Origin of the sequence: Halococcus qingdaonensis (assembly GCF_024508235.1) — an archaeon.
GTDB classification, from domain to species: Archaea; Halobacteriota; Halobacteria; order Halobacteriales; family Halococcaceae; genus Halococcus; species Halococcus qingdaonensis.
Genome location: NZ_CP101943.1, coordinates 2,613,248 through 2,636,999, shown reverse-complemented (window position 1 = coordinate 2,636,999; position 23,752 = coordinate 2,613,248). Strand labels below are relative to the sequence as shown.

The 23,752-nt window shown below is 65.8% G+C and carries 21 protein-coding genes; 12 read left to right on the top strand and 9 right to left on the bottom strand.

The window, feature by feature from the left end; translation table 11 throughout:
- Positions 1–19: 19 nt before the first annotated feature.
- Both NO363_RS13785 and NO363_RS13780 read left to right on the top strand, forming a co-directional pair.
- Positions 20–1,084 (top strand): ferredoxin--NADP reductase, encoded by a 1,065-nt coding sequence (locus NO363_RS13785; RefSeq protein ID WP_256685886.1) that lies wholly within the window; start codon positions 20–22, stop codon positions 1,082–1,084.
- 110 nt (positions 1,085–1,194) lie between these two features.
- Positions 1,195–1,650, top strand: a complete 456-nt coding sequence (locus NO363_RS13780) for an RDD family protein (protein ID WP_256685884.1) — start codon at positions 1,195–1,197, stop codon at positions 1,648–1,650.
- 62 nt (positions 1,651–1,712) lie between these two features.
- Here NO363_RS13780 and NO363_RS13775 read toward each other — a convergent pair whose 3' ends face one another.
- The 6 genes from NO363_RS13775 to NO363_RS13750 form a co-directional block, all read right to left on the bottom strand.
- Positions 1,713–3,272 (bottom strand): tryptophan--tRNA ligase, encoded by a 1,560-nt coding sequence (locus NO363_RS13775; protein ID WP_256685883.1) that lies wholly within the window; start codon positions 3,270–3,272, stop codon positions 1,713–1,715.
- Positions 3,269–4,294: a tRNA-intron lyase gene (endA, locus tag NO363_RS13770; RefSeq protein WP_256685881.1), complete on the bottom strand. Its 1,026-nt coding sequence runs from the start codon at positions 4,292–4,294 to the stop codon at positions 3,269–3,271. Before endA ends, NO363_RS13775 begins: the two co-directional genes overlap by 4 nt.
- A gap of 72 nt (positions 4,295–4,366) precedes the next feature.
- A complete protein-coding gene (locus NO363_RS13765) occupies positions 4,367–5,095 on the bottom strand; it encodes a PDDEXK family nuclease (protein ID WP_256685880.1) in 729 nt (242 codons plus the stop codon).
- A 50-nt stretch (positions 5,096–5,145) separates the two neighbouring features.
- A complete protein-coding gene (locus NO363_RS13760) occupies positions 5,146–7,470 on the bottom strand; it encodes a DEAD/DEAH box helicase (RefSeq protein WP_256685879.1) in 2,325 nt (774 codons plus the stop codon).
- Between the two features lie 191 nt (positions 7,471–7,661).
- The gene (locus NO363_RS13755) at positions 7,662–8,132 is read right to left on the bottom strand and encodes a hypothetical protein (RefSeq protein ID WP_256685877.1); all 471 of its coding nucleotides are present in this window, start codon (positions 8,130–8,132) and stop codon (positions 7,662–7,664) included.
- Between the two features lie 168 nt (positions 8,133–8,300).
- Positions 8,301–8,732 (bottom strand): CBS domain-containing protein, encoded by a 432-nt coding sequence (locus NO363_RS13750; protein WP_256685875.1) that lies wholly within the window; start codon positions 8,730–8,732, stop codon positions 8,301–8,303.
- A 45-nt stretch (positions 8,733–8,777) separates the two neighbouring features.
- On the opposite strand from NO363_RS13750, the gene lipA reads away from it, so the two are divergent.
- Entirely contained in the window at positions 8,778–9,776 is a 999-nt protein-coding gene (gene lipA, locus NO363_RS13745) for a lipoyl synthase (protein ID WP_370525569.1), read from the top strand.
- Positions 9,777–9,806: 30 nt separating this feature from the next.
- Here lipA and NO363_RS13740 read toward each other — a convergent pair whose 3' ends face one another.
- The gene (locus NO363_RS13740) at positions 9,807–10,199 is read right to left on the bottom strand and encodes a VOC family protein (protein WP_256685870.1); all 393 of its coding nucleotides are present in this window, start codon (positions 10,197–10,199) and stop codon (positions 9,807–9,809) included.
- Between the two features lie 263 nt (positions 10,200–10,462).
- Here NO363_RS13740 and pdhA point away from each other — a divergent pair, with 263 nt between their 5' ends.
- From pdhA to hisS, 6 genes are all read left to right on the top strand, one after another.
- Entirely contained in the window at positions 10,463–11,566 is a 1,104-nt protein-coding gene (gene pdhA / locus NO363_RS13735) for a pyruvate dehydrogenase (acetyl-transferring) E1 component subunit alpha (protein WP_256685868.1), read from the top strand.
- Positions 11,563–12,573, top strand: a complete 1,011-nt coding sequence (locus NO363_RS13730; RefSeq protein WP_256685866.1) for an alpha-ketoacid dehydrogenase subunit beta — start codon at positions 11,563–11,565, stop codon at positions 12,571–12,573. Before pdhA ends, NO363_RS13730 begins: the two co-directional genes overlap by 4 nt.
- The gene (locus NO363_RS13725; protein WP_256685864.1) at positions 12,574–14,139 is read left to right on the top strand and encodes a dihydrolipoamide acetyltransferase family protein; all 1,566 of its coding nucleotides are present in this window, start codon (positions 12,574–12,576) and stop codon (positions 14,137–14,139) included. It abuts the gene before it with no gap.
- A gap of 48 nt (positions 14,140–14,187) precedes the next feature.
- Positions 14,188–15,612, top strand: a complete 1,425-nt coding sequence (gene lpdA / locus NO363_RS13720; protein ID WP_256685863.1) for a dihydrolipoyl dehydrogenase — start codon at positions 14,188–14,190, stop codon at positions 15,610–15,612.
- 100 nt (positions 15,613–15,712) lie between these two features.
- Positions 15,713–16,060: a DNA-binding protein gene (locus NO363_RS13715; protein WP_007740549.1), complete on the top strand. Its 348-nt coding sequence runs from the start codon at positions 15,713–15,715 to the stop codon at positions 16,058–16,060.
- Between the two features lie 82 nt (positions 16,061–16,142).
- Positions 16,143–17,429 carry a histidine--tRNA ligase gene (gene hisS / locus NO363_RS13710; RefSeq protein ID WP_256685860.1) on the top strand — a complete coding sequence of 429 codons (1,287 nt, stop codon included), beginning with the start codon at positions 16,143–16,145 and terminating at the stop codon, positions 17,427–17,429.
- A 383-nt stretch (positions 17,430–17,812) separates the two neighbouring features.
- Here the strand turns inward: hisS and NO363_RS13705 are convergent, their stop codons facing one another.
- Positions 17,813–19,096 carry an MFS transporter gene (locus NO363_RS13705; RefSeq protein WP_256685859.1) on the bottom strand — a complete coding sequence of 428 codons (1,284 nt, stop codon included), beginning with the start codon at positions 19,094–19,096 and terminating at the stop codon, positions 17,813–17,815.
- Positions 19,097–19,315: 219 nt separating this feature from the next.
- Here NO363_RS13705 and truA point away from each other — a divergent pair, with 219 nt between their 5' ends.
- Positions 19,316–20,116, top strand: a complete 801-nt coding sequence (gene truA, locus NO363_RS13700; RefSeq protein ID WP_256685857.1) for a tRNA pseudouridine(38-40) synthase TruA — start codon at positions 19,316–19,318, stop codon at positions 20,114–20,116.
- 11 nt (positions 20,117–20,127) lie between these two features.
- Here the strand turns inward: truA and NO363_RS13695 are convergent, their stop codons facing one another.
- On the bottom strand, positions 20,128–20,547 hold the full coding sequence (locus tag NO363_RS13695) for a zinc ribbon domain-containing protein (RefSeq protein WP_256685856.1): 420 nt from the start codon (positions 20,545–20,547) through the stop codon (positions 20,128–20,130).
- A gap of 99 nt (positions 20,548–20,646) precedes the next feature.
- On the opposite strand from NO363_RS13695, the gene pepF reads away from it, so the two are divergent.
- Positions 20,647–22,437, top strand: coding sequence for an oligoendopeptidase F (gene pepF / locus NO363_RS13690; RefSeq protein ID WP_256685855.1), 1,791 nt, complete (start codon positions 20,647–20,649; stop codon positions 22,435–22,437).
- A gap of 53 nt (positions 22,438–22,490) precedes the next feature.
- Positions 22,491–23,708: a proteasome-activating nucleotidase Pan2 gene (gene pan2, locus NO363_RS13685; protein ID WP_256685854.1), complete on the top strand. Its 1,218-nt coding sequence runs from the start codon at positions 22,491–22,493 to the stop codon at positions 23,706–23,708.
- Positions 23,709–23,752 lie beyond the last annotated feature (44 nt).

Here is a 23,752-nt window from a genome sequence, read left to right as displayed (position 1 = left end):
GCGAGAGGGTTCGAGAAAGATGTCGCCGAAACGTATCGCCGAGGCGGAGGCCGACGAAGCCGAGATCGAGAACCAGCGGGCCACCATCACCGAACGCGCGGCGATGGACCGCCAACGCGACGACGGGATCGAGAACGTGCTCGACGCCGACCGCGAGACGCTCGTCGAACGAGTGGGGATCGACGAACCGCCCGGCGACGTGGTCGACGATCACGAGTCGTGGGACGAGGGCATCGAGCAACTCGCTGCGACGAGTGAGGAATCGATCGCCGACGCGATGGCGGCGAAAGTCGATACCCTCCGCGGGCGGGCCGAGCGGGAGCATCCGTCGCTGTTGCGCCTGCGCTTTCGTCCGGAGGAACCCTTCGAGTTCGTGCCGGGCCAGTACGCGCGCATCAGCTACGAAGAGGAGGAACCGCGCGTCTACTCGATCGCGAGCTCGCCAAACCGCGACGAACTCGAACTCTGCATCCGGCGCGTGCCCGACGGCGAACTCACGCCTGACCTCTGCGACAGAACCGCCAAAGGTGACGAACTGTTCCTCCGCGGACCTTACGGCGACGAGTTCATGCTCCAGGACCCCTCCGAACGCGACCTCGTCTTCATCGCCACCGGCACGGGCGCGGCCCCGTTCAAGAGCATGATCGACTACACCTTCGAAGAGGGTCGCGACGAATTCGAGGGCCACGAACGCGACGTCTGGCTATTTCTGGGAGCATCCTGGGAGGACGATCTCCCCTACCACGAGGAGTTCCTCGCGCTCGCGGACGAGAACCCGAACTTCCACCCTGTCTTCACCTGCAGCCGCGAGGAGTATCTCGGCGACTGGGACGGCGAGACCGAATACGTCCAGCACACCTTGCTCAAATATCTCGATCCCGACTGCGTCGACACCGACAGCCTTCCGCCCGACATCACCGATTTCGTCGGCAGCGAGACGAAGACTGACATCGAGACGCGGATCGACCCGAAAAACGCCGAGGTGTACGTCTGTGGCATCGGCGCGATGTGCGAGAGCGTCCGCGAAGTCGTCGAACCGCTCGGCGTGCCCGATCTCTACTACGAGGAAGAAAGCTACGGGTAAGTGGGGATTTCACCGACGCAACGACCCGCAGTGTTGTCCAGGGATGAGATCGGAATATATTCTCTTAGAGACGTGAAATTTTATGTAGACGTGGTGAGTCCATCGAAGTGATGAAAAACGAGGACACACCTGAAAGATGTGGAATCGTCATCCGGGGCGTGGCGATGGCGATCGATTCGATCGTTTGGTTCGCGTTGTTTTTCGTCTCCACTTTTCTCGTGGCTGGAGTCATCGGTGATATCCAAACCAGCGGGACAACGACGAACGCGGACTTGGAGGGTGTTCCTGCGCTCGTTTCGCTCGTGCTCTGGATGGGGTTTTCCATCGGCTATCACGCGTTGCTGGAGTGGCGATTCGGTAGGACCATCGGCAAGGCTGCTGTCAAAATCCGGGCTACGAACTCCGATGGATCATCCATCTCACTGCAGTCATCGGTGGTACGAAACGTGCTACGGCTCGTGGATTTCTTCCCGTTTTTCTACGTCGTCGGGATCGTCTCGCTCGCCGTCTCGGATCACTCCAAACGACTGGGCGACCGATTTGCCGACACGATCGTTGTTCGGTAGTGGCCAACGCGGTGCCGTGCGAAACCGTTCGTGAGAAGCGGTGAAGCTACCCCGACAGCCCTCTACAGATCAAGATCGACGTCGAGACCGTCCAGCACTTCCTTCGCTTCCTCGCGTTTTTCCTGATGGTCTTCGAGGAACTCGCGCATCAATTCCGCGGCCTGCTCCTTACAGCCCCCGCAAAGGCGCTCGCCGTTCGTACACTCCTCGTAGACGCGGATCGCGAACTCGTCGTCGTCCGCCGCGAGCAGGTAGTTGTAGAGCTCGTAGACCGGACATTCGTCGGCTCGGCCGCCGAGTTCGCGCTGTTTTTCGGCCGTCTCGCGCCCGCCCGTGGTCGCCGATTTCACCTTCTCGTAGCCCTCGTCGGGGTCGTCGAGCAGACTGATGTGGCTCGCCGGCACCGAGGAGCTCATCTTCCCACCCGTCAGTCCGGTCATGAACCGATGATAGATCGAGGAGGGAGCAACGAACCCGTAGCCACCGTGATCGATTTCGACCTCGCGCGCGAGCGATTCGGCGTCCTCCCGCGAGAGTTCGAAGCTGTCGATGTGACCCTCGTAGACGCGTTTTTCGCCCTCGATCGCCTCGATGAGTGCTTCGAAGGCTGCGTCGGTTGCGGTACGATCCAGGAATCGGGTTCGCGGGCGAAGCGGTTCCTTGCCGGCGGCGCGGAGTTTCTTGATCGCGCCGGCACGGGCCTCACTCGGATCGTCCGCGTCGGCGAGCCAGTCGGCGGCCTCGACACAGCGGATCGGCTCCTCATCCGTGCTCGCGGAGAGCGCGTCGTACGCCTCACCGATGAGCACGCGCTCCTCGCTGTCGGTCTCGAAGCTCGCGTACGCTTCGCTGACCTTGAAATAGCGCATGCTGGCCGCGAGGTCGCGCGAGAGCCTGACGTGGGGGTCCTGATCCGGGCCCACCGGGATCACCGTGGGTTTCGGTTCGTCGATCTGTGGGTAGAGGATGTCCGCCATCTGGGTGACGACGCTCTGCATATGCGAGACGTTGGTCTCGCCGTCGAAGCCGTAGAGCGCCTGCATTTCGGAGAAGTTGACGTGCGCGCCGAGTTCGAAGGCGAGATCCTGCAGCGGGCGGTTGTCCGATTGGCGGTAGATCTCTCCTTCCTTGGGATCGAACCCGAGCGCGATGAGGCTCAGCAGGTACTCCCGCGAGTGGCGGGCGATCTCGTCCCAGGAGAGCCCGCGGGCGCTGTGGGCCTCCATGTCGGCGATCAGCGCGTAGGCGTCGCCACCCTGCTGTTGATGCCAGACGATCTCGTCGATGACGAGCTTGTGACCGATGTGCGGATCGCCGGTCGGCATCCAGCCCGAGAGCACGGCGAACTCCTCGTCGTTGGCCATCGCGCGCGCGACACGATCGTACCCTCGATGACCGAAGATGACCCCGCGGCGCATCAGGTAGTGGGGGCTCGGCACGTCGGGGAGCACATCGTCGAACTCCTCGATGCCGAACTCCTCGAAGAGTTTGCGGTAGTCGGCAACGGTCGACGATCCCCACGGGTCGAGCGTCGTCTCGTCGGCTCCAGTCGCTGTGCCACCGTCCGTTCGGGGTGGCTGGTCCGGCGCTCGTCGGTCGTCCGCGGGCTGTGGGTCGGTCATGGTGTGATTCGCTCGACGGCGAGCCAGTCGATGTCTTCATTCATGTGGGTCAGCGCAAAAGCCATTCGCTTGTGAACCCCGCCGGCGAGCCGCACGTCGAGCGAGAGTTCGCGCGGCCCGAAGGCGTACTCCGCAGGCAGGACGCGCACCAGAAACTCCGAATGACCGAGGTTATCGACCGATTCGACGTCCGCGTACGTCCGGAAATCCGCACCGAACTTGAACCCGGTTTTGGGAACGAGCCCCTCGGAGCGGAGCGTCGCGTAGACCGCCAGTCGACGGTCGAACCGCTCGCCCTCGACCGCCCGCCCGCGCTCGACGACCGTTTCGGCTCCGCCATCGAGGTCCAGCACATTCTCCTGGGCGAGAAACGCTGTCTCGACGAGCGAGAGCTGGAGCGGACCGCCATCGGCCCCGCGCCCGGCGAGTCGCTGGCCGTAGAACGCCCGTTCGTAGAGGTCGTCAGGAGGGTTCCAGAGCACGGTTCGATCCTCCAGCAGGTCGGCGGCGATCCCGGTCGGGTGATCGTAGTCGGTGCTTCCCGTCATCTCGGGGCGTGCGGTGTCGAGATAGGTGATCTCGCTCTCCTCGTCGACGACGGCGAGCACCACGCTCCCGAGGTCGTTCGCCGGCACCGCCGCGCGCTCGCCGACGACGCGCACGCGGTAGGCGATTTCGTCGTCCCACGGCCCGTTGCCCTGCGGGTAGACCACGAGGTCCGCGTCCGTTCGTGCGTCGGCGGCATCGACCCAGCCCTCGCGCGCGGGCGAAAGGTAAAAGCCGCGCTCGCGGAAGTCCTTGTAGACCAGAAAGCGGACCACGCAGTCGGTCGCGGCGAGAAATTTCCCGAGATCCATTCCGTCGACCGCGTCGAGATCGTCGCGAAAGAGCAGGTGGGCGGCCTCGACCGGCGCGAGCACGACGCCCGCGCCGTCGGGCCGACCGTAGCCACTTGAGTCGTAAAAGCGCTGGCGCGCGTCGCCGCCGACCCGGACGACGCCGCCGTCGAGCGTGCCTTCCATAGCGACAGCGGGTCGCGCGACGACAAGTCGCCTGCGGTCGGCCGTGGTGCTTCCAGTGAGAATCGAAGCGAATCAACCAGCGCGCTCGCAGGTCGCATCGAGACAGCGTCGTCCACCACCCGTGTCGAACGCCGGCAGCCCACACTCGCAGTCGCCGTCGACTGTTCCCGATGGGATCGAGAACGCGGTCTCGCAGTCGGGATAGTTCTCACAGCCGGCGAGCAGTTGGCCGTTGCGGATGACGCGCAGATCGCCGTCGCAGTCCGGACAGCCCCACTCGCGATCGAACGCTTCGTTCACTCGGTCGTCGAGCGATTCGCACTCGCGATCGATGCAGAGCGTGAACGCCCGCCCGCGCTCGGCGATCATCGTCGGCAGCCCGCAGTCGCGACAGGTCCGATCGAGCACGTCCGCGCCCGCCGGCAGCCCGTAGCGCTCGTCGCAGTCGAGACACGCCACCGCACCCGTCGCGCGGACGAGCGCGCCCTCGCAGTCGGGGCAGTCGCCCACGGGAACGCCGGCGTCGGAGGCCGGATAGCGCGCGAGTCCGTGCTCCTCGTTGGCGACCACGTCCAGCGACGACTCGCCATCGGTGGCGGTCAGCGAGAACGTCCCGCCGCTCGTCCCCTCGTAGCTGAGCGTCTCTGGGCGGGTGAGCCACGCCGCCGGCTGGTAGCCGTCGCGGTCGTGAATCAGAACCGTGTCGTCGGGTTTGATCACCACGACGACGTCGCCGCGCTGTTCGCGCTCGCCGTCCTCGGTGATGGTGCAGTCGCCGGCGAAGACCCGGATAGCGTCCATGGGGCGGCTGGCCGCGGCTTCGTAGTTGAACCTACGCCTCGCTGGGAGACTCAATCGACCCAGACGGTTCGCGTCTCGACCACCGGCGCGAGCGGCAGATCCGGGAAGACGATCTCGATGATGAACTTGAGCGTGTCGGGCTCGCCGCCGAAGACCGGGGCCGGCACGGTCTCGGTACCCAGAAACGAACTCGTCGCCGTCATCTCGGTGTCGTTGACCGAGACGCGGATCCCGGCGCGTGCGCCGTCGCCACCGTTCTCGATCGTCACCTCGGACAGCTCGTTCTCGCCGCGCGCGATCCGTTCGGGGAATGCACCCCAATCGATCGACAGCGCGGGGAGGCCGCGTGCACTCTCGACGACCCGCTCGGCGACACCCTCCGTGAGACCGGCAGCGACGAGCGCTTCGATGCCGGCCTCGACGACAGCGGCGGGCGTTTCGATCCCCTCGCCGGCGAGTTTGCTCGCTCTGCCCGGGCCGACGCCATCGATGGCGGTGAGCGCAACCGATTCCTCGCCCACCCCGTTCTCGACGCGCGCGGCCGCGCGACGCGCACGATTGGCCTCCCACTCCGAGCCGAAGCGATCGAGGAAGGCCCGCAGCGCGGCGAGCAGGCGCACGGCGTTCTGGCGAATGACCCATGCATCGCTCTGGAGTTCGCTCGGCGTCGCGGCGCGCGTGCTCGACGCGAGAATGGCCAGCACCTTTCGTCGGCCCGGATCGAGATCGCCGTGACCGTCGAGCACGCTTTCGATGGCGTCGCGCTCGGCGCGGCGGGCGTTCACGCTGTCGAACTCCGCGCTTCGGGCGACCGTTTCGAGGAGGACGTCCGTCGATGGGTCGGTGCCGGCGAGTTCGTAAAATCGGTGGGCGGTCGGCAATCTGAGGTAGTACGCCGACGCGAGCGTGCCGAGCGGGGTGGCCGAGACGGTGTCGTCCTCGATCGCGACGAACCCCCGATCGGCGAGCGTCGAGAGCGCTTCACGGACGCGTTCCCTGAGCGCCGCGACCGCGCCCTCGTCGGCACTCTGGGCACGGACGAACGCGAACGTCGTTTCGAGCCACTCCATCACCTCGGGCACGTCGTCGATGGTACCCATCGCGATCTCGGCGTTGAGATGCGTGTCGAGGTCGGCCGTGAGGTGGGAGTCGATCTCCGTCCCGTCGCGGAGCAGTTTTCGGTACTTCTCTGCGTCGCTGCCGTCACAGACCACGTAGGCGTAGCCCGCGTCGTCGTAGCCCGGCCGACCCGCGCGCCCGAGCATCTGGAGCACGTCGAGCGGGCTCATGTCGACCTCGCCTTCCAGGGGGTCGTGGTATTTCGTGTCGCGGATCACGACACACCGTGCGGGCAGGTTGACGCCCCACGCGAGCGTCGAGGTCGAGAAGAGCAGCTGTATCTTCCCCTCACGAAACCACTGCTCGACGTGGTCTTTGTCCGATTTCGATAGTCCGGCGTGATGGAAGGCGACGCCGTCGAGGGCCGATTTCCGGAGGGTCTGGTTCTCCAGAACCTGCGTTTCGGTATGGAAATCGTAATCGCCGCGCGCGCCGATCGGGACGTCCCGCGAGGCGAGTTCGTCGCGAGCCTTCTCGGCCGCGCGCACCGTGTCCTGACGGGAGGCGACGAAGACGAGGGCCTGGCCGTCCTCGCGGATGTGTTTCTCCGAGAGGTCGAGCGCGCGGTACAGGCGACGGTATTTGTCGGCGAAGGCGTTCTCGCCGTGCGTGTAGGTGCGGACGCCGGATTCGAGATCCACGGGCCGATACTCGTCGCCGAAATCGAAGGTCGTCTCCGGGACGGCGTCGAGCCAGTCGGCGATTTCGTCGACGTTGGGCATCGTCGCCGAGAGCGCGACGACGCGCGGGGTCGCGAGCCGGCGGAGCCGGGAGATGGTGACTTCGAGCACGCTCCCCCGATTCTCCGAATCGAGCAGGTGAACCTCGTCGATGACGCAACACGAGACGTCGGTGATGAACTCGTACCGGGGCGAGTCGTGTTTGCGCGTGGCCGAATCCACCTTCTCGGGCGTCATCACCAGAATGTCGGCGCGTTCGGCTCTGCGGGGATTCAGGTCGCGCTCGCCGGTGACGACGTAGACCGAGTAGCCCAGCTCCTCGAACCGTTCCCACTCGCTTTCCTTCTCGTTGGTGAGCGCGCGCAGCGGCGCGATGAACAGCGACGTCCCGCCTGCGTCGAGACACTTGCAGATGGCGAGTTCGGCGAGAGCGGTCTTCCCGCTCGCGGTGGGGGCACTGGCGACGACGTTCTCGTCGCGGTTCATGATCGCCGGCAGCGCCTCGCGCTGCATTCGATTGAACTCCTCGAAGGCGAAGGCATCGGCGAACTCGGGGACCGCCTCGGCGACGTTCATGGAGGGCCCTCCCGGAGACGATCCCCACGAGCACGTCGCGAGCGAAGCGAGACGACGTTCACGAGCGTCGCCCCCATCGGTCTTGGAGGCGTCGCGGGCGAAATGAGGCGACGGGAGTCACGTGCGTTGGTCTGTGGCTGGCGCGGCCAAAGGCGTTTCCTTACGCCCGCACGGCGCGTATCGGCGACTCGCTACCCATCCGCATCCGCGTCGGCATCGGTACCATCGGCGTCAGCATCGGCCCCGTCCGCGTCGGCGTCAGCGTCGTAGCCGTCAGCGTCCGCATCGGCGTCGTACCCGTCTGAATCGCTGTCGGTGTCGGTGCCGTCGGAGTCACTGTCCCTGTCGATACCATCCGAATCGCTGTCCCTATCGATACCGTCGAAATCCCGATCGACATCGCCGGTCGCGGTCGGTCGGCCAGAGCGATCGTCCGGAGAGCGGTCGTGTTCGGCGAGGTCGTCGCCGGTGAGATAGAGATAGACAGGCGGGAGGAGATAAGCGACGATGGCGACGGCGACGAACCAGCGCTCGAAATACGCGAGCAGCCCGAGCCCGGTGAGCGCCGCCGTCGCCGCCGCGTGGATCCCCGTCCGCTGCTTCGTGTACCGCCGGTAGTACTCCCAGCCCCGGCGGAGTCGACCCATGCTCGCCGTGCTCATGGGGCCACTACCGTCGCCGGCGTAATCAGGATGTTCCCGGCACAGTGGGCGGCGACTCACTCACCGACGGAAGTGTGCTACCGATGATCTCGTGACGGGCGGAGATCCAGAAGAGCGCGGGGATAACGACGTGCGAGAGTACGCCGACGCCGGCGTCGCGACGAGGCCTCACTCGTATTCGCCCTTGTCGACGTCGGGTTCGGGTTGGACGGACATGCCGACGCGCTGTTGGGGGAGGAAATGCGCGAGATCGGTCGTGGTGACGATGCCGACGGGTTCGCCGTCCTCAGTCACGGGGAGCTTCTTGACCGTGTTCTGCCCCATGCGCTCGCCCGCATCGCCCACGCTGTCGGTCGGACGGATGGTGACGACCGGATCGGACATCAGTTCGGCGACCGCCGTTTCCGTCGGATCGAGCCCCTCGGCGACGCTACCGACGATATCCGTCTCGGTGACGATCCCCTCGATGCGCTCCTCGCCGACGATCAGCGAGCCGATCCCCTGTTCGGTGAGCGCGCGAGCAGCCACCGCGATCGTCGTCTCGCCGGTGACCGTCCGGACCGGCGTCGTCATGACGTCGTTCACGGGTGTGTCTTTCATTGTCGTGTGTAGCGGTATCGTTCCCACAACTTAATCGTACTGGTCGTGGCGACCCCACGACCCGACGAACCGCACGCTTTTGCCGGGCGACCCTCGATACGTGGTATGAGTCGGGCGCGCAAACCGGCGTGGCTGAAGAGCCGCCCGCCGTCGGGCGAGCAGTTCACCGAGATCAAGGCGACCCTCCGCGAGCGCGACCTCCACACCGTCTGCGAGGAGGCCAACTGCCCGAACATGGGCGAGTGCTGGTCCGGACGGGACGGACCGGGCACCGCGACGTTCATGCTGATGGGCGAGCGCTGCTCGCGCGGCTGCAACTTCTGTGACGTCGAGACCGGCGGCATGAGCGCGCTCGATCCCGACGAGCCCGCGAACGTCGCCGACGCGGTCGCCGAGATCGGCCTGGAGTACGTCGTCCTGACGAGCGTGGACCGCGACGACCTCGACGACTACGGGGCCGCCCACTTCGCCCGCACGATCACGGCGATCAAGGAGCGCGACCCGTCGATCCTCGTGGAAGTGCTGATCCCCGACTTCCAGGGAGAGCCCGAGCTCGTCCGGGAGATCATCGACGCCGGGCCGGACGTGATCGCCCACAATATCGAGACGGTCGAACGGCTCCAGTGGCCCGTCCGCGACCGCCGGGCGAACTACGCCCAGTCGCTCTCGGTGCTCGAACAGGTCGAACGCGAGTCCGAGATCCACACCAAGACCTCGATCATGCTCGGCGTCGGCGAGTACGATCACGAGGTCTATCGCACGCTCTCCGATCTCAGAGAGGCTGATGTCGACATCGTGACGCTCGGCCAGTATCTCCAGCCCTCGCGCTCGCATCTCGACGTCTCCTCCTATGTGCATCCCGACAAGTTCGAGACCTGGCGGACGGTCGCCGAGGAGGAGTTGGACTTCCTCTACTGTGCCAGCGGGCCGATGGTCCGCTCGTCGTACAAGGCCGGCGAACTGTTCGTCGAGGCCGTGCTGCGGGAGGGGCAGTCGATCGAGGGTGCGCGGCGATCGGCGCGGGCGGCCTCCCAGTCAATCTGATCGAGGGCTCGGGCGAGCCCCGAATTACCGTCAGACGCGTTCTTTCAGCTCGATCCGGTAGCCGAACGGATCGACGACGTAGATCGAGGGTGCCTCGCCCGTCGCCCCACGCGGCGCGGCGAGTTCGTCGTCGATCTCGACGTCTTCCTCGTCGAGGCGTTCGCGGACCGTCTCGATCGGTTCCTCGACGACGACACAGAAATGGTTGAAGTTCGTCGCCGTCGGGACCTCGAACTCGTCGGTCGGCCAGAGATGGACGACCGCGGTCGCCGACAGTCGCGCGTCGAGAAACGGTTTTTCGCCCGTCTCGTAGAGCGTGTCCTCGATGCCGAAACCGAGCTGGTCGCCGTAGAACGTCCGTGCGGCGTCGGCCCCGTCGGCCGGGATGCGGAGGTTCACGTGATCGAGATGTCGTGCCTTCACGCATCGATCTTCGTCGCCGAGTCGCAAAAACCGTCTGGCGGTCGGTTGGTCGTCGCCCGTCCCGCGACGGCTATTCGGGGTTCAGATTTTCACGGACAAGCACCGATTATTGACGAATTCGTCGTTTTTCGTGTGCGAACGCGACACACGAACGGTTTTTCAGGGCTGGGGTGGCAAGAACAGCGGTCACAAAAACCCTTTTACAAAAAGGATATAACTGCGGCAATCAATGGTGCAGGTATGTCAGCGAGGTGGCTCCGCCCGTGAGCACGTTACAGCACGAAGTCGGCGAGCGCATCGAAGTTCTCGACAAGAACGGAGAGGTACGCGACGGTGCGACGGTGCCGGACATCGACGACGAGCTGCTGATCGCGATGTACCGCGAGATGCGGCTGGTGCGCCACTTCGACCAGCGCGCCGTCTCGCTCCAGCGCCAGGGGCGCATCGGTACCTACCCGCCGCTGTCGGGCCAGGAGGCCGCCCAGGTCGGCAGCGCCCACGCGCTGGCCGAAGAGGACTGGCTGTTCCCGAGCTACCGCGAACACGGCGCGTCGCTCATCAAGGGGTTCTCGCTCGAGCGCACCCTGCTCTACTGGATGGGTCACGAGGTGGGCTACGAGGAAGAGGACGCCAACATCTTCACGCCCGCGGTGCCGATCGCCTCCCAGCTCCCGCACGCCGTCGGCGCGGCGTGGGCCTCGAAACTCCGCGACGAGACCAAGGCGTTTCTCTGCTACTTCGGCGACGGTGCGACCAGCGAGGGCGATTTCCACGAGGCGATGAACTTCGCGGGCGTGTTCGACACCCCGAACATCTTCTTTTGTAACAACAACCAGTGGGCGATCTCGGTTCCAAGAGAACGACAGACGGCGAGCGCGACGCTCGCACAGAAGGCCAACGCCTACGGGTTCGAGGGCGTGCAGGTCGACGGGATGGACCCGCTCGCGGTCTATCAGGCCACCCAGCAGGCCGTCGAGAAGGCCAAAGATCCCGACGAGGACGAGCTCCGGCCGACGATGATCGAGGCCGTCCAGTATCGCTTCGGCGCGCACACGACCGCCGACGATCCCTCGGTCTATCGTGAAGACGACGAGGTCGAGGAGTGGAAACAGAAAGACCCGATCCCGCGACTGGAGGCGTTTCTGGAGGATCAGGGGCTGCTCGACGACGAGCGCATCGACGCGATCGAGGAAGAGATCGAGGAGAGCGTCGCCGACGCGATCGAGGCGGCCGAGTCCCACGAACGCCCGGAGCCCGAGGAGATGTTCGCGGACGTCTACGCCGAGATGCCGAAACGACTCGATCAGCAGTTACAGTACCTGAAGCGCCTGCGCGACGACCACGGCGACGAGGAGATCCTGGAATGAGCACGACAGAACAGCAGGAAACGGGCGAAACGCAGAGCCTGACGCTCGTCCAGGCGGTCCGGGACGGGCTCTACGGCGAGATGAACCGGGACGACGACGTACTCGTCATGGGCGAGGACGTCGGCGAGAACGGCGGTGTCTTCCGGGCGACACAGGGCCTCCACGACGAGTTCGGTGACGATCGCGTCATCGACACGCCGCTGGCCGAGTCGGGTATCATCGGTACGGCGATCGGGATGGCCGCCTACGGGATGAAACCGATCCCCGAGATCCAGTTCCAGGGGTTCATCTACCCGGGCTTTGACCAGATCGTCAGCCACGCGGCGCGGCTCAGAAACCGCTCGCGCGGCCGGTTCAACTGCCCGATGGTGATCCGCGCGCCCTACGGCGGCGGCATCCGCGCGCCGGAGCACCACTCCGAGTCCAAAGAGGCGTTCTTCGTCCACGAGGCCGGCCTCAAGGTCGTGATCCCGAGCACGCCCCGCGACACGAAGGGGCTGCTCGCCGCCTCGATCCGCGATCCCGACCCCGTTCTGTTCCTGGAGCCGAAACTCATTTACCGCGCGTTCAGGGAGGACGTGCCCGACGAATCCTACACCGTGCCGCTCGGCGAGGCCGCCATTCGCCGGAAGGGGAGCGACGTCTCGGTGTTCACCTGGGGCGCGATGACCCGCCCGACGATGGAGGCCGCCGAGTCACTCGCCGAGGAGGGCATCGACTGCGAGGTCGTCGATCTCCGCACGCTCTCGCCGCTCGACGACGAGGCGATCGTCGAGTCGTTCAAGAAGACGGGGCGGGCGGCCGTCGTCCACGAGGCACCCAAGACCGGCGGACTGGCCGGCGAGATCACCGCCACGATCCAGGAGGAGGCGCTCGTGTATCAGGAGGCACCGATCACGCGCGTCACGGGCTTCGACACGCCGTTCCCGCTGTACGCGCTCGAAGACTACTATCTCCCCGAGGCTGCCCGTATCGAGGACGGGATCCGGGAGGCCGCGGAGTTCTGAATGGTCCGCGAGTTCGAACTGCCCGACGTGGGCGAGGGCGTCGCGGAGGGCGAGATCGTCGACTGGCTGGTCGAGGAGGGCGACGCAGTCGAGGAGGACCAGCCCGTCGCCGAGGTCGAGACGGACAAGGCGGTCGTCGACGTTCCCTCGCCCGTCAACGGCAGCGTTCGGGAGATCCACGCTGAGGCGGGCGAGATGGTGCCGGTCGGCACCGTGATCATCACGTTCGCCGAGGAGGGCGACGACGAGAGCGACGAGGCGACGAGCACTGAGGAATCGACCGAAACGGACGCCACCACGGAGACGAGCGCAGCGGCGGAGGCGGAGACGACGGCCGAAGAGACGGCGGACGAGGAGACGCCGACGGCGAGCGGGCGCGTCTTCGCCGCCCCGAGCGCACGGCGGCTGGCGCGCGAGCTCGGCGTCGATATCGGGAACATCGACGGCTCCGGCCCCGGCGGCCGGGTGAGCGAACACGACGTGCGCGCGGCCGCCGAGGACGCAACGGGAGCGGGCGGTGAGGAGGAGAGCGACTCACCCGAACCGGCCGCCACACGTATCGAGGACTCCGACGAAGCGGATGCCGGCGAAACGGACACCGCCGGGGGTGGCGCAGCGCAAGCGTCATCGGCGAGTCAGTCCGCGTCGAGCGGTGCGATGGCGGGCGAATCGGCCGATCGCGAGCGCACGCTCGCCGCGCCCGCGACGCGGAAACTCGCCGCGGATTCGGGGGTGGATATCGACGCCGTACCGACCGACGAGGAGCGCGACGGTGAGGCGTTCGTCACACCAGCCGCCATCGAATCCTATGCCGAGGCTCAGCAGGCCGCACAGGACGCCGACAGGGCCGCGCTCGCCGGATCGAGGGAGGAAGAACGGATCCCCTACCGTGGGGTCCGGCGGACGATCGGCCAGCAGATGGCGGCATCGAAATACACCGCACCCCACGTCACCCATCACGACGAGGTCGACGTCACCGCGCTGGTCGAAGCCCGGACCGACCTCAAGGAACTCGCCGACGAGCAGGGGATCAGCCTCTCGTACATGCCGTTCGTCATGAAGGCCTGCGTGGCCGCGCTGCGCGAGTTCCCAATGGTCAACTCCATGCTCGACGAGGAGGCCGAGGAGATCGTCCAGAAGAAATACTACAACATCGGCGTGGCGACCGCGACCGACGCCGGGCTGATGGTGCCCGTCGTCGAGGACGCCGACCGGAAGAACATGCTCCAGTTGGCCTCGGAGATGAACGAACTCGTCGAGAAGGCCCGTGAGCGCACGATCAGTCGGGACGAAATGCAGGGCGGCACCTTCACCATCACCAACGTCGGGGCCATCGGCGGCGAGTACGCGACGCCGATCGTCAACCATCCCGAGGTGGCGATCCTCGCGCTCGGCGCGATCAAGGAGAAACCGCGAGTCAAGGACGGGGAAATCGTCCCCCGCAAGGTGATGACACTCTCGCTGTCGATCGACCACCGCGTCGTCGACGGCGCGATCGCGGCGCAGTTCACCAACCGCGTCGAGGAGTTCCTGGAGACCCCCCAGCGGTTGCTGCTCGAAGCGTAGTCGATTCAGACCCTACTGATTTTTCACGTCCGCGCGCCTCCGGTCGGTATGGTCGTCGGAGACGTCACGACGGGGACGGACGTACTGATTGTCGGCGCGGGCCCCGGTGGCTACGTCGCCGCCATTCGCGCGGGACAGCTCGATCTGGACGTGACGCTCGTCGAGAAAGAAGCGTATGGGGGGACCTGCCTGAACCACGGCTGCATCCCCTCGAAGGCGCTCATCTCGGCGACCGACGTCGCGCACGACGCGAGCACGGCCGAGGAGATGGGCATTCACGCCGATCCCGCGGTCGATCTCGCGGGAATGGTGAGCTGGAAGGACGACGTCGTCGATCAGCTCACCAGCGGCGTCGAGAAGCTCTGCAAGGCCAACGGCGTGAACCTCGTCGAGGGGCGTGCGGAGTTCGCGGGTGACGATACGGTGCGGGTCGCCCACGCGGGCGAGGGCCAGGGTTCCGAAACCATCCAGTTCGAGCACGCGATCGTCGCCACCGGCTCGCGCCCGATGTCGATCCCGAACTTCGAATTCGACGGCGAACACATCATCTCCTCGCGCGAGGCGCTCGCGCTCGATGCGGTGCCCGAGAGCCTCGTCGTCGTCGGCGCGGGCTACATCGGAATGGAGCTCTCGACCGTGTTCGCCAAACTCGGCACGGACGTGACGGTGGTCGAGATGCTCGATTCGGCGCTGCCGGCCTACGAGGACGACGTCGCGCGCGTCGTCAAGGACCGTGCCGAGGAGCTCGGCATCGACTTCTATTTCGGTGAGGGTGCGAGCGAATGGGAAGAGTCGGGCGACGGGATCACCATCAAGACCGAAGACGAGGACGGCGAGATCTCGGAGTTCGGCGCGGAGAAGGCGCTCGTCGCGGTCGGGCGCGAACCCGTCACGGACACGCTGAACCTCGACGCGATCGGGCTCGCGACCGACGAAGGCGGCTTCCTCGAAACGGACGATCGCGCACGGACCGACGTCGAGAATGTCTTCGCCGTCGGCGACGTCGCCGGCGAGCCGATGTTGGCCCACAAGGGGATGAAGGAGGGCGAGGTCGCCGTCGAAGTCATCGCCGGCGAGCCGTCGGCGCTCGACTACCAGAGTGTGCCGGCCGCGGTGTTCACCGATCCCGAGATCGGCACGGTCGGGATGACCGAGGAAGAGGCCGAAGAGGCGGGCTTCTCGACGGTTGTGGGCGAGATGCCGATGCGCGCGAGCGGGCGCGCGCTCACGCTCGGCGAGAGCGACGGGTTCGTCCGCGTCGTCGCCGACGACGATGCTGGATTCATCCTCGGCGCACAGATCGTCGCGCCGGAGGCCTCGGAGCTGATCGCCGAGCTCGGGCTGGCCGTCGAGATGGGTGCGACCCTGGAGGACATCGCCGCGACGATCCACACCCATCCCACACTCGGCGAGGCCGTGGTGGAGGCCGTCGAGAACGCGCGCGGCAGGGCGATCCACACACTCAACCGCTGAGGAAAGTCACGAATTCACGTGAATTCGTGAATTTCGGAGCGGACCGACGAGCACCGCAGCGTCCGCCGGGCTTTTGTTCGACTAGTCGTAACGTGACGGTATGAGCGGCTCCGAGGAGGACATCGAAGAACTGCGCAAGCAGAAGCTCGAACAGCTCAAAGAACAGCAGCAGGGCGGCGGGCAGAACGAGGAGGCCAGACAGGCCCAGCAGGAACAGGCCGAAGCACAGAAATCGGCCGTACTCCGCCAGAACCTCACCGACGGGGCCAGACAGCGGCTCAACTCGGTGAAGATGAGCAAGCCCGAGTTCGGTGAGCAGGTCGAACAGCAGGTGTTCGCGCTCGCACGCAGCGGCCGGCTCGGCGACAAGATCGACGAAGACCAGATGCGGGAGTTGCTCCAGGAGCTCAAACCCGACAAGAAGAGCTTCGACATCAAACGACGATAGCTGCCGGTCGGCCGACGACCGGACCCCCGTTCTCGTGGCGCATTCCGTAAGGGTGAACACGCCGATACCGCCAACGGACAGTATGTACGACCGCATCAAGGGCTTTCGTGATTTCTATCCCGGCGAGATGAGCGCTCGCCGTGAGGTCATCGACGACGTCGAGGAGGTCGCCCAGCGCTACGGCTTCCGCGAGATCGGCACGCCGGCGCTCGAACGCACGCAGATGTACGCCGACAAGAGCGGCGAGGAGATCGTCGAGGAGCTCTACAACTTCACCGACCACGGCGGTCGCGAGGTGGCGATGACGCCCGAGCTCACGCCGACGGTCGCGCGGATGGTCGTCGAAAAGCAGCAGGCGCTCTCGAAACCGATCAAGTGGGTCTCGTCGCGACCGTTCTGGCGCTACGAGGCGGTCCAGCAGGGCCGGTTTCGCGAGTTCTACCAGACCAACGTCGATATCTTCGGTTCGGCGGAACCGACCGCCGACGCCGAGATCCTCGCATACGCCGCCGACGCGCTCACCGAGCTCGGGCTCACGAGCGACGACTTCGAGTTCCGAGTGAGCCACCGCGACATCCTGGGAGGGTTGTTGGAGTCGTTCGACGCCGACGTCGACACCGAGGCGGCGATCCGCGCGGTCGACAAACGCGACAAGCTCGCCATCGGCGAGTATCGCGCACTGCTCGGCGACGCGGGCCTCTCGGAATCCGATGCCGAAGCGTTCGACGAGCTACTCGCAACCGAGGAGGAGAACCTCGACGAGCTCGTGGCCGCCGCCGAGACCGAACGTGTGGAGAATGCGGTCGAGAATCTCCAGAACGTGCTCGACGCGACGGCCGATCTCGGCGCGCGCGACTACTGCACGCTCTCGCTCGACACCGCACGGGGTCTCGACTACTATACGGGAGTGGTCTTCGAGTGCTTCGACACCACCGGCACAGTGGGCCGAGCGGTGTTCGGCGGCGGGCGCTACGACGATCTCATCGAGGGGTTCGGCGGCCAGCCGACGCCCGCGGTCGGCGTCGCGCTCGGGATGGCGACCCTCTCGCTGCTCTGCGAACGCGCCGGCGTCTGGCCCGAAGAAGCGACGACGACGGACTACTACGTTCTTCAAGTGGGTGACACGCGCGAGACCGCCGCCGGGATCACCCGCGAGCTGCGCGAGCGCGGCCACGTCGTCGAGACCGACATCGCCGGCCGAAGCTTCGGCGCACAGCTGGAGTACGCCGACTCGATCGGTGCCGAGACGACCGTCATCGTCGGCGAACAGGACCTCGCCGACGGGAACGTGACCGTCAAGGAGATGGCGTCGGGCGATCAGCACCAGGTACCGGTCGACGAGTTTCCCGATGCCGGCGAAAGAAAGTAGGGGACGGGGTCGTTCGATCGGGCAACGATGACGGACGATCTGCCGACGCCAACGGAGATCATCGATACTCACGACGAACTCGCCGAGTGGCTCGAAACAGGCGATATCGACGAATCACGGCTGTCAGAACACTAATTATGAAACGAAACGATAGCACCGGCATGGCCGAACCGGACGGGGAAGAGTTTCGCGAGCGTGTCGACCGAATCATCGAACGCGAGCAACCGATTCTCGATCGACTCGCGGACGAACAGATCGACACCACATAGCGTCACACCCGTTCGACGGCGTTCGCTGACGGTGTGGGAGCATCCGATCGTCGAATGCGCTGTCTGTTTTCGTTTTTCGACGAGGATTTTCGAGAACGGTTGCCCGAGAGAACGTTAGTCCTGGGCCGTCGGTGCGGAACCGACGGCATCGGGATCGACAGCGACGGTCTCCTGAACCTGTGTATAGACGAGCACGAGGCCAAGAGCGGCGAGCACCGCGCCGAAGACGAACGGGGCGGCGTAGCCAAAGCGCACCAGAAAGCCCGACGCGAGCGGCCCGATCGCGGTGCCGAGGCCGAACGACATCGTCAGCACCGACAGCTGCGTGCCGGACGAGCCCTTGCTCGCGAGATCGCCCGCGAGCGCGAGCGCCGGCGCGAACACGAGCGCGCCCGCGATCCCCTGTGCGGCACGGGCGACGATCATCTGCCACGGCGCGACGACGAACCCCTGCGCGAGCGTCGCGGGCACGAGCAGGACGAGCCCGATGAGGATGAACGGTTTGCGGCCGTAGCGGTCGCTCGCGCTACCGATCGGTGCCTGGAAGAGCACCTGCATCAGCACGAACGCCGAGAACTCGATGCCGAACAGTCCGGCACCCTGTCCGAGCCGGGCGTTGACCTGCGGTTCGATCGCCGAGAGCAAGGCGATACCGACAGCCATGAACAGCGAGGCGACCCCGAGGGCGAACACCGGGTCGATCAGCCCGTCGGCGTCGTGGTCGAACACCGCGATCGAGGTGTCCCCGTCGTCGGTCGCGCGCTCGATGTCGGGATCGGTGACGAGCAGCGTGACGAGCACGAAACTCACCACCGCCGAGATGGTCGCGATGTAGAAGGCCGCCTCGAAGCCCGTGATCGAGAGCCCGAGAAGGGAGTACGGGCCGCCGCCGATGACCGACCCGGCGACGATCGGACCGGCCCCGAAGCCGAGCAGTCGGAAGGTGTTGAACGTGCCCATGTTCCCGCCGCGGCTCTCGTCGTCGGCGAGCTCGTTGACTAGCGCGATCGTCGCGACGATCGTCAGCGACGCGCCGAGCCCCTGTGCGATCCGGATGACGAACAGCATCCAGTAGCTCGTCGCCAGCGAGTAGGTGAAATTCGCGACCGCGAGCAGTCCCAGCCCGGCGAGGACGAACGCCTTTCGCTTGCCGAGTTTGTCCGACAGACGCCCGGCAAAGGGCTGGAGCGCGCTGTTGAAGAAGCCAAACGCCGAGAGGATCAGCCCCGTGAGCAGCGAGACGCCGAGCCCGCCCGTCCCGCCCTCGATCGTCCCGCTGGCAATGTAGATCGGGAGGACGACGATGAGAAAGGAGTTGCCCACCGAGTCAGCCATCCGGGCGATCGCCAGCGCGAGTACCTCGCGGTTGATGCCGAGGTATTTGTTGATCGTGCTCACTGTCGACCCGCGCGTTCGGGCTGTGCCGCTCCGACGGACGACCGTCTCCGTTCGATGTGATGGATCGATTCGAAAACCATTCTCTGACTGCTTGGTTAGTCTCGCGCGCGTATGAATCCTTTGGCCAGCGATGGATCGACGCGACGGCATCCGTCCGCCGATCCATCGATCAGCCGGATTCCAACGGAGCGAAGGGTCGGCGGGGAGAAAGAGTGCGTGATGCGTGTGTTCCGGCTCGCCTACGACGGCCGACCGTTTTATGGCTTCCAGCGCCAGCCCACGGTGCCGACCGTCGAGGGGACGTTGTTCGATGCCCTCCGCGAGCTTGGCGTGCTCGATCCGGACAAACGAAAGCCATCGGGCTACGCCGCCGCGGGACGGACCGACAGGGGCGTCTCGGCGGTCGCACAGACGATCGGGCTCGCAGCACCGGAGTGGCTCACACCGCGGGCGCTCAACGGCGTGCTTCCAGGGTCGATTCGCGCGTGGGCACACGCCGATACGGGGTCGTTTCACGCGACCCACGACGCCGTTGCACGCGAATACACCTACCAGCTCCACGCGCCGGCGGCCGACGGCGAGCGGGCGCGCACAGTTCTGAGACGGCTCGCGGGCGAACACGATTTCTACAATCTCACGCCCGACGATCACAACACCGTCCGCACGCTCGCCGGCGAGATCGAGCGCGATAGCGAGTTCGTGATCGTGACGCTCCGTGCAGGAGGCTTCTCTCGCCAGCTCGTTCGTCGTATCGTCACGCTCGTTCGGAACGTCGCGACCGGCGACGCGTCGCTCTCAATGGTCGATCGGGCGCTCTCGGACGAAACGCTCTCGGGGCCGGACGGGATCGCGGCCGCACCGGCCGCGCCGCTCGTGCTCACCGGCGTCGACTATCCAGGACTCGACTTTCGAGTCGACGAGGAGGCCGCTACGAGCGCGCGAGAACTGTTCGAGAACGTCCGTACTGAGGCCGCAACGCGAGCACGCGTCGCCGGCGAGATAGAGCAACGGATCGACTAGTTCGAGAGAAGCTACTGGACATCGTGGCGTGCGGGTTCGTCGGCACCCACCTCGTCGAGGGTCGTCCCGCACCACTGGCAGAAGTCGAGATCGTCCTCGACGGGCCGGCCGCAGTCGGGACAGACCGCCATCTCCGTGCCGACGCTCCGGGCACGGAGGAGGTAGTTGTTGACGACCGCGAGCCGGTAGGCATCGAGCACGCTGAGCAGCGAGACGGCGAGCAGCGGCGCGGCGTCGAGCCACGCGAACGACTGGCCGGAGACGAGCGCATCGAGCGTCGCATCGGGAACGAACACGCTCGAAAGCATCGTCACCCCGAGCCAGCCGAGCGCCCGGAGCCACCGTCGGAGATAGAGGTGGCCGAACGCGGGCGCGATGGCCGAGAGCAACGCCGCGAGCCACGGCCGTTTCCGCGAACGGGTTTCTCCCATACTTTGACTGAACAGTTATTCACGCTTGAGTCTTTCGTTCGCGGCGTTCCCGACGCCGGTTCGGGAAGGTTTACCCCGCTCGGCCGCCGTGTTTTCCCCATGAGTTCGGTTCCCGAACGCAACGAGATCGACACCGAATACACGTGGGATCTCTCGAATCTCTACGCCACCGACGAGGACTGGGAGGCCGCCTACGAGGACGTCGAGGAGGGGATTTCGGCGCTCGAAGCCTACGAAGGACGGGCGACCGAGGACGGCGAAACCCTGCTGGCGACGCTCGAAACGCGCGAGGAGCTGTTCAGGAAGCTCTCGAACGTCGTCTCCTACGCACGGATGCGCCGCGACGAGGACACCACCGATCAGCAGTATCAGGCGCTCACCGCGCGGGCACAGTCGCTGGCGAGCGACGCGTCGAGCGCGGCGAGTTTCATCGACCCCGCGCTCCAGGACTGCACGCGCGAGGAACTCGATGCGATGATCGAGGAAGAGCCCGAACTCGAAACGTACGATCACTACTTCGACGACGTGTTGCGGATGAAGCCCCACACCCGCTCGGCGGAGATCGAGGCGCTGCTCGCGGATCTCGGCGAGGTGACGGGCGCGGCCAACGAGGTCTACGAGATGCTCACGAACGCCGACATGGAGTTCCCCACCGTCGAGGATCCCGACGGGGAAGCCGTCGAGATCTCGCTGAGCAACTTCACGAAGCTCCAGAAACGACCCGATCGCGCCTTCCGTCGGGACGTCTACGAACAGTTCTACGACGAGTGGGACGACGTCAGAAACGCGGTCGGGGCCGCCCACCGCAACAGCGTCAAGGCCGACGTGAAACTCGCCGACGCCAGGAATTACGACAGCGCACGAAAGGCCGGTCTCGACGGCGCGAACATCCCCGTCGAGGTCTACGACACGCTCGTCGATACTGTACGAGGGAACCTCGACGTGCTCAACCGCCACGCCGACCTCAAGCGCGAACGACTCGGCGTCGACGAACTGCGGATGTGGGATCTCTACATGCCGATGGTCGACTCCGAGAGCCCCGAGGTGCCATACGAGGACGCCAAAGAACACGTCACGGCCGCGGTCGCGCCGCTCGGCGAGGAGTATCAGGAGCAGCTCGCGGCAGGCCTCGACTCCCGCTGGGTCGACGTCTACGAGAACCAGGGCAAGCAGTCGGGGGCGTACTCGGGCGGGACCTACGACTCACAGCCCTACATCCTGATGAATTATCAGGACGACATCGCCTCGATGTACACGCTCGCCCACGAACTCGGCCACTCGCTGCACTCCGAACTGGCGAGCGAGGCCCAGCCCTATATCTACGGCGACTACGAGATCTTCGTCGCCGAGATCGCCTCGACGGTGAACGAGGCGCTGCTGACCCACCACCTGCTCGACACCGTGGAGGACGACTCCTTCCGCCGGCACGTGCTCAACGAGTATCTCGAACGGTTCCGTGCGACGCTCGTCCGCCAGACGATGTTCGCCGAGTTCGAGCAGCAGACCCACGAGCTCACCGAAGCAGGCGAGGCGCTCACGCCCGACCGTCTCGACGACATTTACGGCACGCTCAAGAGCGACTACTATCAGGACGCGGCAATCGACGACCGCATCGCCCGCGAGTGGATGCGAATCCCGCACTTCTACCGGCCGTTCTACGTCTACCAGTACGCGACGGGCATCTCGGCGGCGGTCGCGCTCGCCGAGCGCATCCGCGGGGGTGACGAGGACGCCGCAGCATCCTACCGGGAGTTCCTCTCGGCCGGCTCGCACGGCTATCCGATCGAGCTGCTCCGCGAAGCGGGCGTCGACATGACCGACGCGGACCCGATCGAGGCGGCGTTTACGGCCTACGACGACGCGCTTTCGGAGTTCGAAGAGCTGGCATAAACACCCCGAACCCAAAACCACTTTTAACGAAGAGCCCCTATCGTGGAGTAAGAATGTCCCACAGTCCCTCCCTCCCGGACCGACCGCGTCTCGATCTCGATCCGGAGTTGAGCGATGCCGAGCGGCTCGATGCCCTGGCCAAACACTTCGAGAGCGTCTCGAACGTCCACGACGAGCTCGCCGATCGCCTCGAGGAAGCCGAGGCCGAACGTGAGGAGCTCTCCGAAGAAGCCGAACGGCTCCAGCGCGAGAACGAGGCGCTCAAGACCTCCTCGCTGTACGTCGCCACCGTCGAGGAGTTCACCGACGAGGGAGCGATCGTCAGACAGCACGGCAACAACCAGGAAGTGTTGACGGAGGTCGCGCCCGGGATCGCCGACGGTATCGAGAACGGCGATCGCGTCGCCGTCGACGACTCGTTCAGCATCCAGCGCCCACTCGACAGCGAGACCGACGTGCGCGCGCAGGCGATGCAGATCGAGAATCGCCCGGCGGTCGGCTACGCCGACATCGGCGGGATCGACGACCAGATCCGAGAGGTCAGGGAAGCCGTCGAGATGCCGCTGGTCGATCCCGAGCGGTTCGACACCGTGGGCATCGAACCACCGACCGGCGTCCTCCTCCACGGTCCGCCCGGCACGGGCAAGACGATGCTCGCCAAGGCCGTCGCCAACGAGACCGACGCGACGTTCATCAAGATGGCGGGCTCGGAGCTCGTCCGCAAGTTCATCGGCGAGGGCGCACGGCTCGTCCGTGATCTCTTCGAGTTGGCGAGCGAGCACGAGCCCGCCGTGATCTTCATCGACGAGATCGACGCCGTCGCCTCAAAGCGCACGGACTCCAAGACCTCCGGCGACGCCGAGGTCCAGCGGACGATGATGCAGCTCCTCTCCGAGATGGATGGCTTCGAAGAACGCGGCGACATCTCGATCATCGCCGCCACGAACCGCTTCGACATGCTCGATCGGGCGATCCTCCGGCCCGGTCGGTTCGACCGGCTCATCGAGGTGCCGAAACCCGGGCCCGACGGTCGCGAGAAGATCTTCGCCATCCACACGCGCGGGATGAACCTCGACGACGACGTGGCGTTCGACGAACTCGCCGAAATGGCCGACGAGTTCAGCGGCGCGGAGATCGAGAGCCTCACGACCGAAGCCGGCATGTTCGCCGTCCGCGACGACCGCAGCGAGGTGCGGATGAGCGACTTCGAGGATGCTCTGGCGAAGATCACCGAGGACGACACCGCCGCCGATCCGGTCGCCTTCCTCTGAGCGACGCGGATCGCAACGCTCACCGTTCGGTCGCTCCATTCTCC

Bases quoted from the DNA above. Each gene is read 5' to 3' on its own strand.
- NO363_RS13785 (WP_256685886.1), top strand. From the start codon at position 20: ATGTCGCCGAAACGTATCGCCGAGGCGGAGGCCGACGAAGCCGAGATC.
- NO363_RS13780 (WP_256685884.1), top strand. From the start codon at position 1,195: ATGAAAAACGAGGACACACCTGAAAGATGTGGAATCGTCATCCGGGGC.
- NO363_RS13775 (WP_256685883.1), bottom strand. From the start codon at position 3,272: ATGACCGACCCACAGCCCGCGGACGACCGACGAGCGCCGGACCAGCCA.
- endA (WP_256685881.1), bottom strand. From the start codon at position 4,294: ATGGAAGGCACGCTCGACGGCGGCGTCGTCCGGGTCGGCGGCGACGCG.
- NO363_RS13765 (WP_256685880.1), bottom strand. From the start codon at position 5,095: ATGGACGCTATCCGGGTCTTCGCCGGCGACTGCACCATCACCGAGGAC.
- NO363_RS13760 (WP_256685879.1), bottom strand. From the start codon at position 7,470: ATGAACGTCGCCGAGGCGGTCCCCGAGTTCGCCGATGCCTTCGCCTTC.
- NO363_RS13755 (WP_256685877.1), bottom strand. From the start codon at position 8,132: ATGAGCACGGCGAGCATGGGTCGACTCCGCCGGGGCTGGGAGTACTAC.
- NO363_RS13750 (WP_256685875.1), bottom strand. From the start codon at position 8,732: ATGAAAGACACACCCGTGAACGACGTCATGACGACGCCGGTCCGGACG.
- NO363_RS13730 (WP_256685866.1), top strand. From the start codon at position 11,563: ATGAGCACGACAGAACAGCAGGAAACGGGCGAAACGCAGAGCCTGACG.
- NO363_RS13725 (WP_256685864.1), top strand. From the start codon at position 12,574: ATGGTCCGCGAGTTCGAACTGCCCGACGTGGGCGAGGGCGTCGCGGAG.
- lpdA (WP_256685863.1), top strand. From the start codon at position 14,188: ATGGTCGTCGGAGACGTCACGACGGGGACGGACGTACTGATTGTCGGC.
- NO363_RS13715 (WP_007740549.1), top strand. From the start codon at position 15,713: ATGAGCGGCTCCGAGGAGGACATCGAAGAACTGCGCAAGCAGAAGCTC.
- hisS (WP_256685860.1), top strand. From the start codon at position 16,143: ATGTACGACCGCATCAAGGGCTTTCGTGATTTCTATCCCGGCGAGATG.
- truA (WP_256685857.1), top strand. From the start codon at position 19,316: ATGCGTGTGTTCCGGCTCGCCTACGACGGCCGACCGTTTTATGGCTTC.
- NO363_RS13695 (WP_256685856.1), bottom strand. From the start codon at position 20,547: ATGGGAGAAACCCGTTCGCGGAAACGGCCGTGGCTCGCGGCGTTGCTC.
- pepF (WP_256685855.1), top strand. From the start codon at position 20,647: ATGAGTTCGGTTCCCGAACGCAACGAGATCGACACCGAATACACGTGG.
- pan2 (WP_256685854.1), top strand. From the start codon at position 22,491: ATGTCCCACAGTCCCTCCCTCCCGGACCGACCGCGTCTCGATCTCGAT.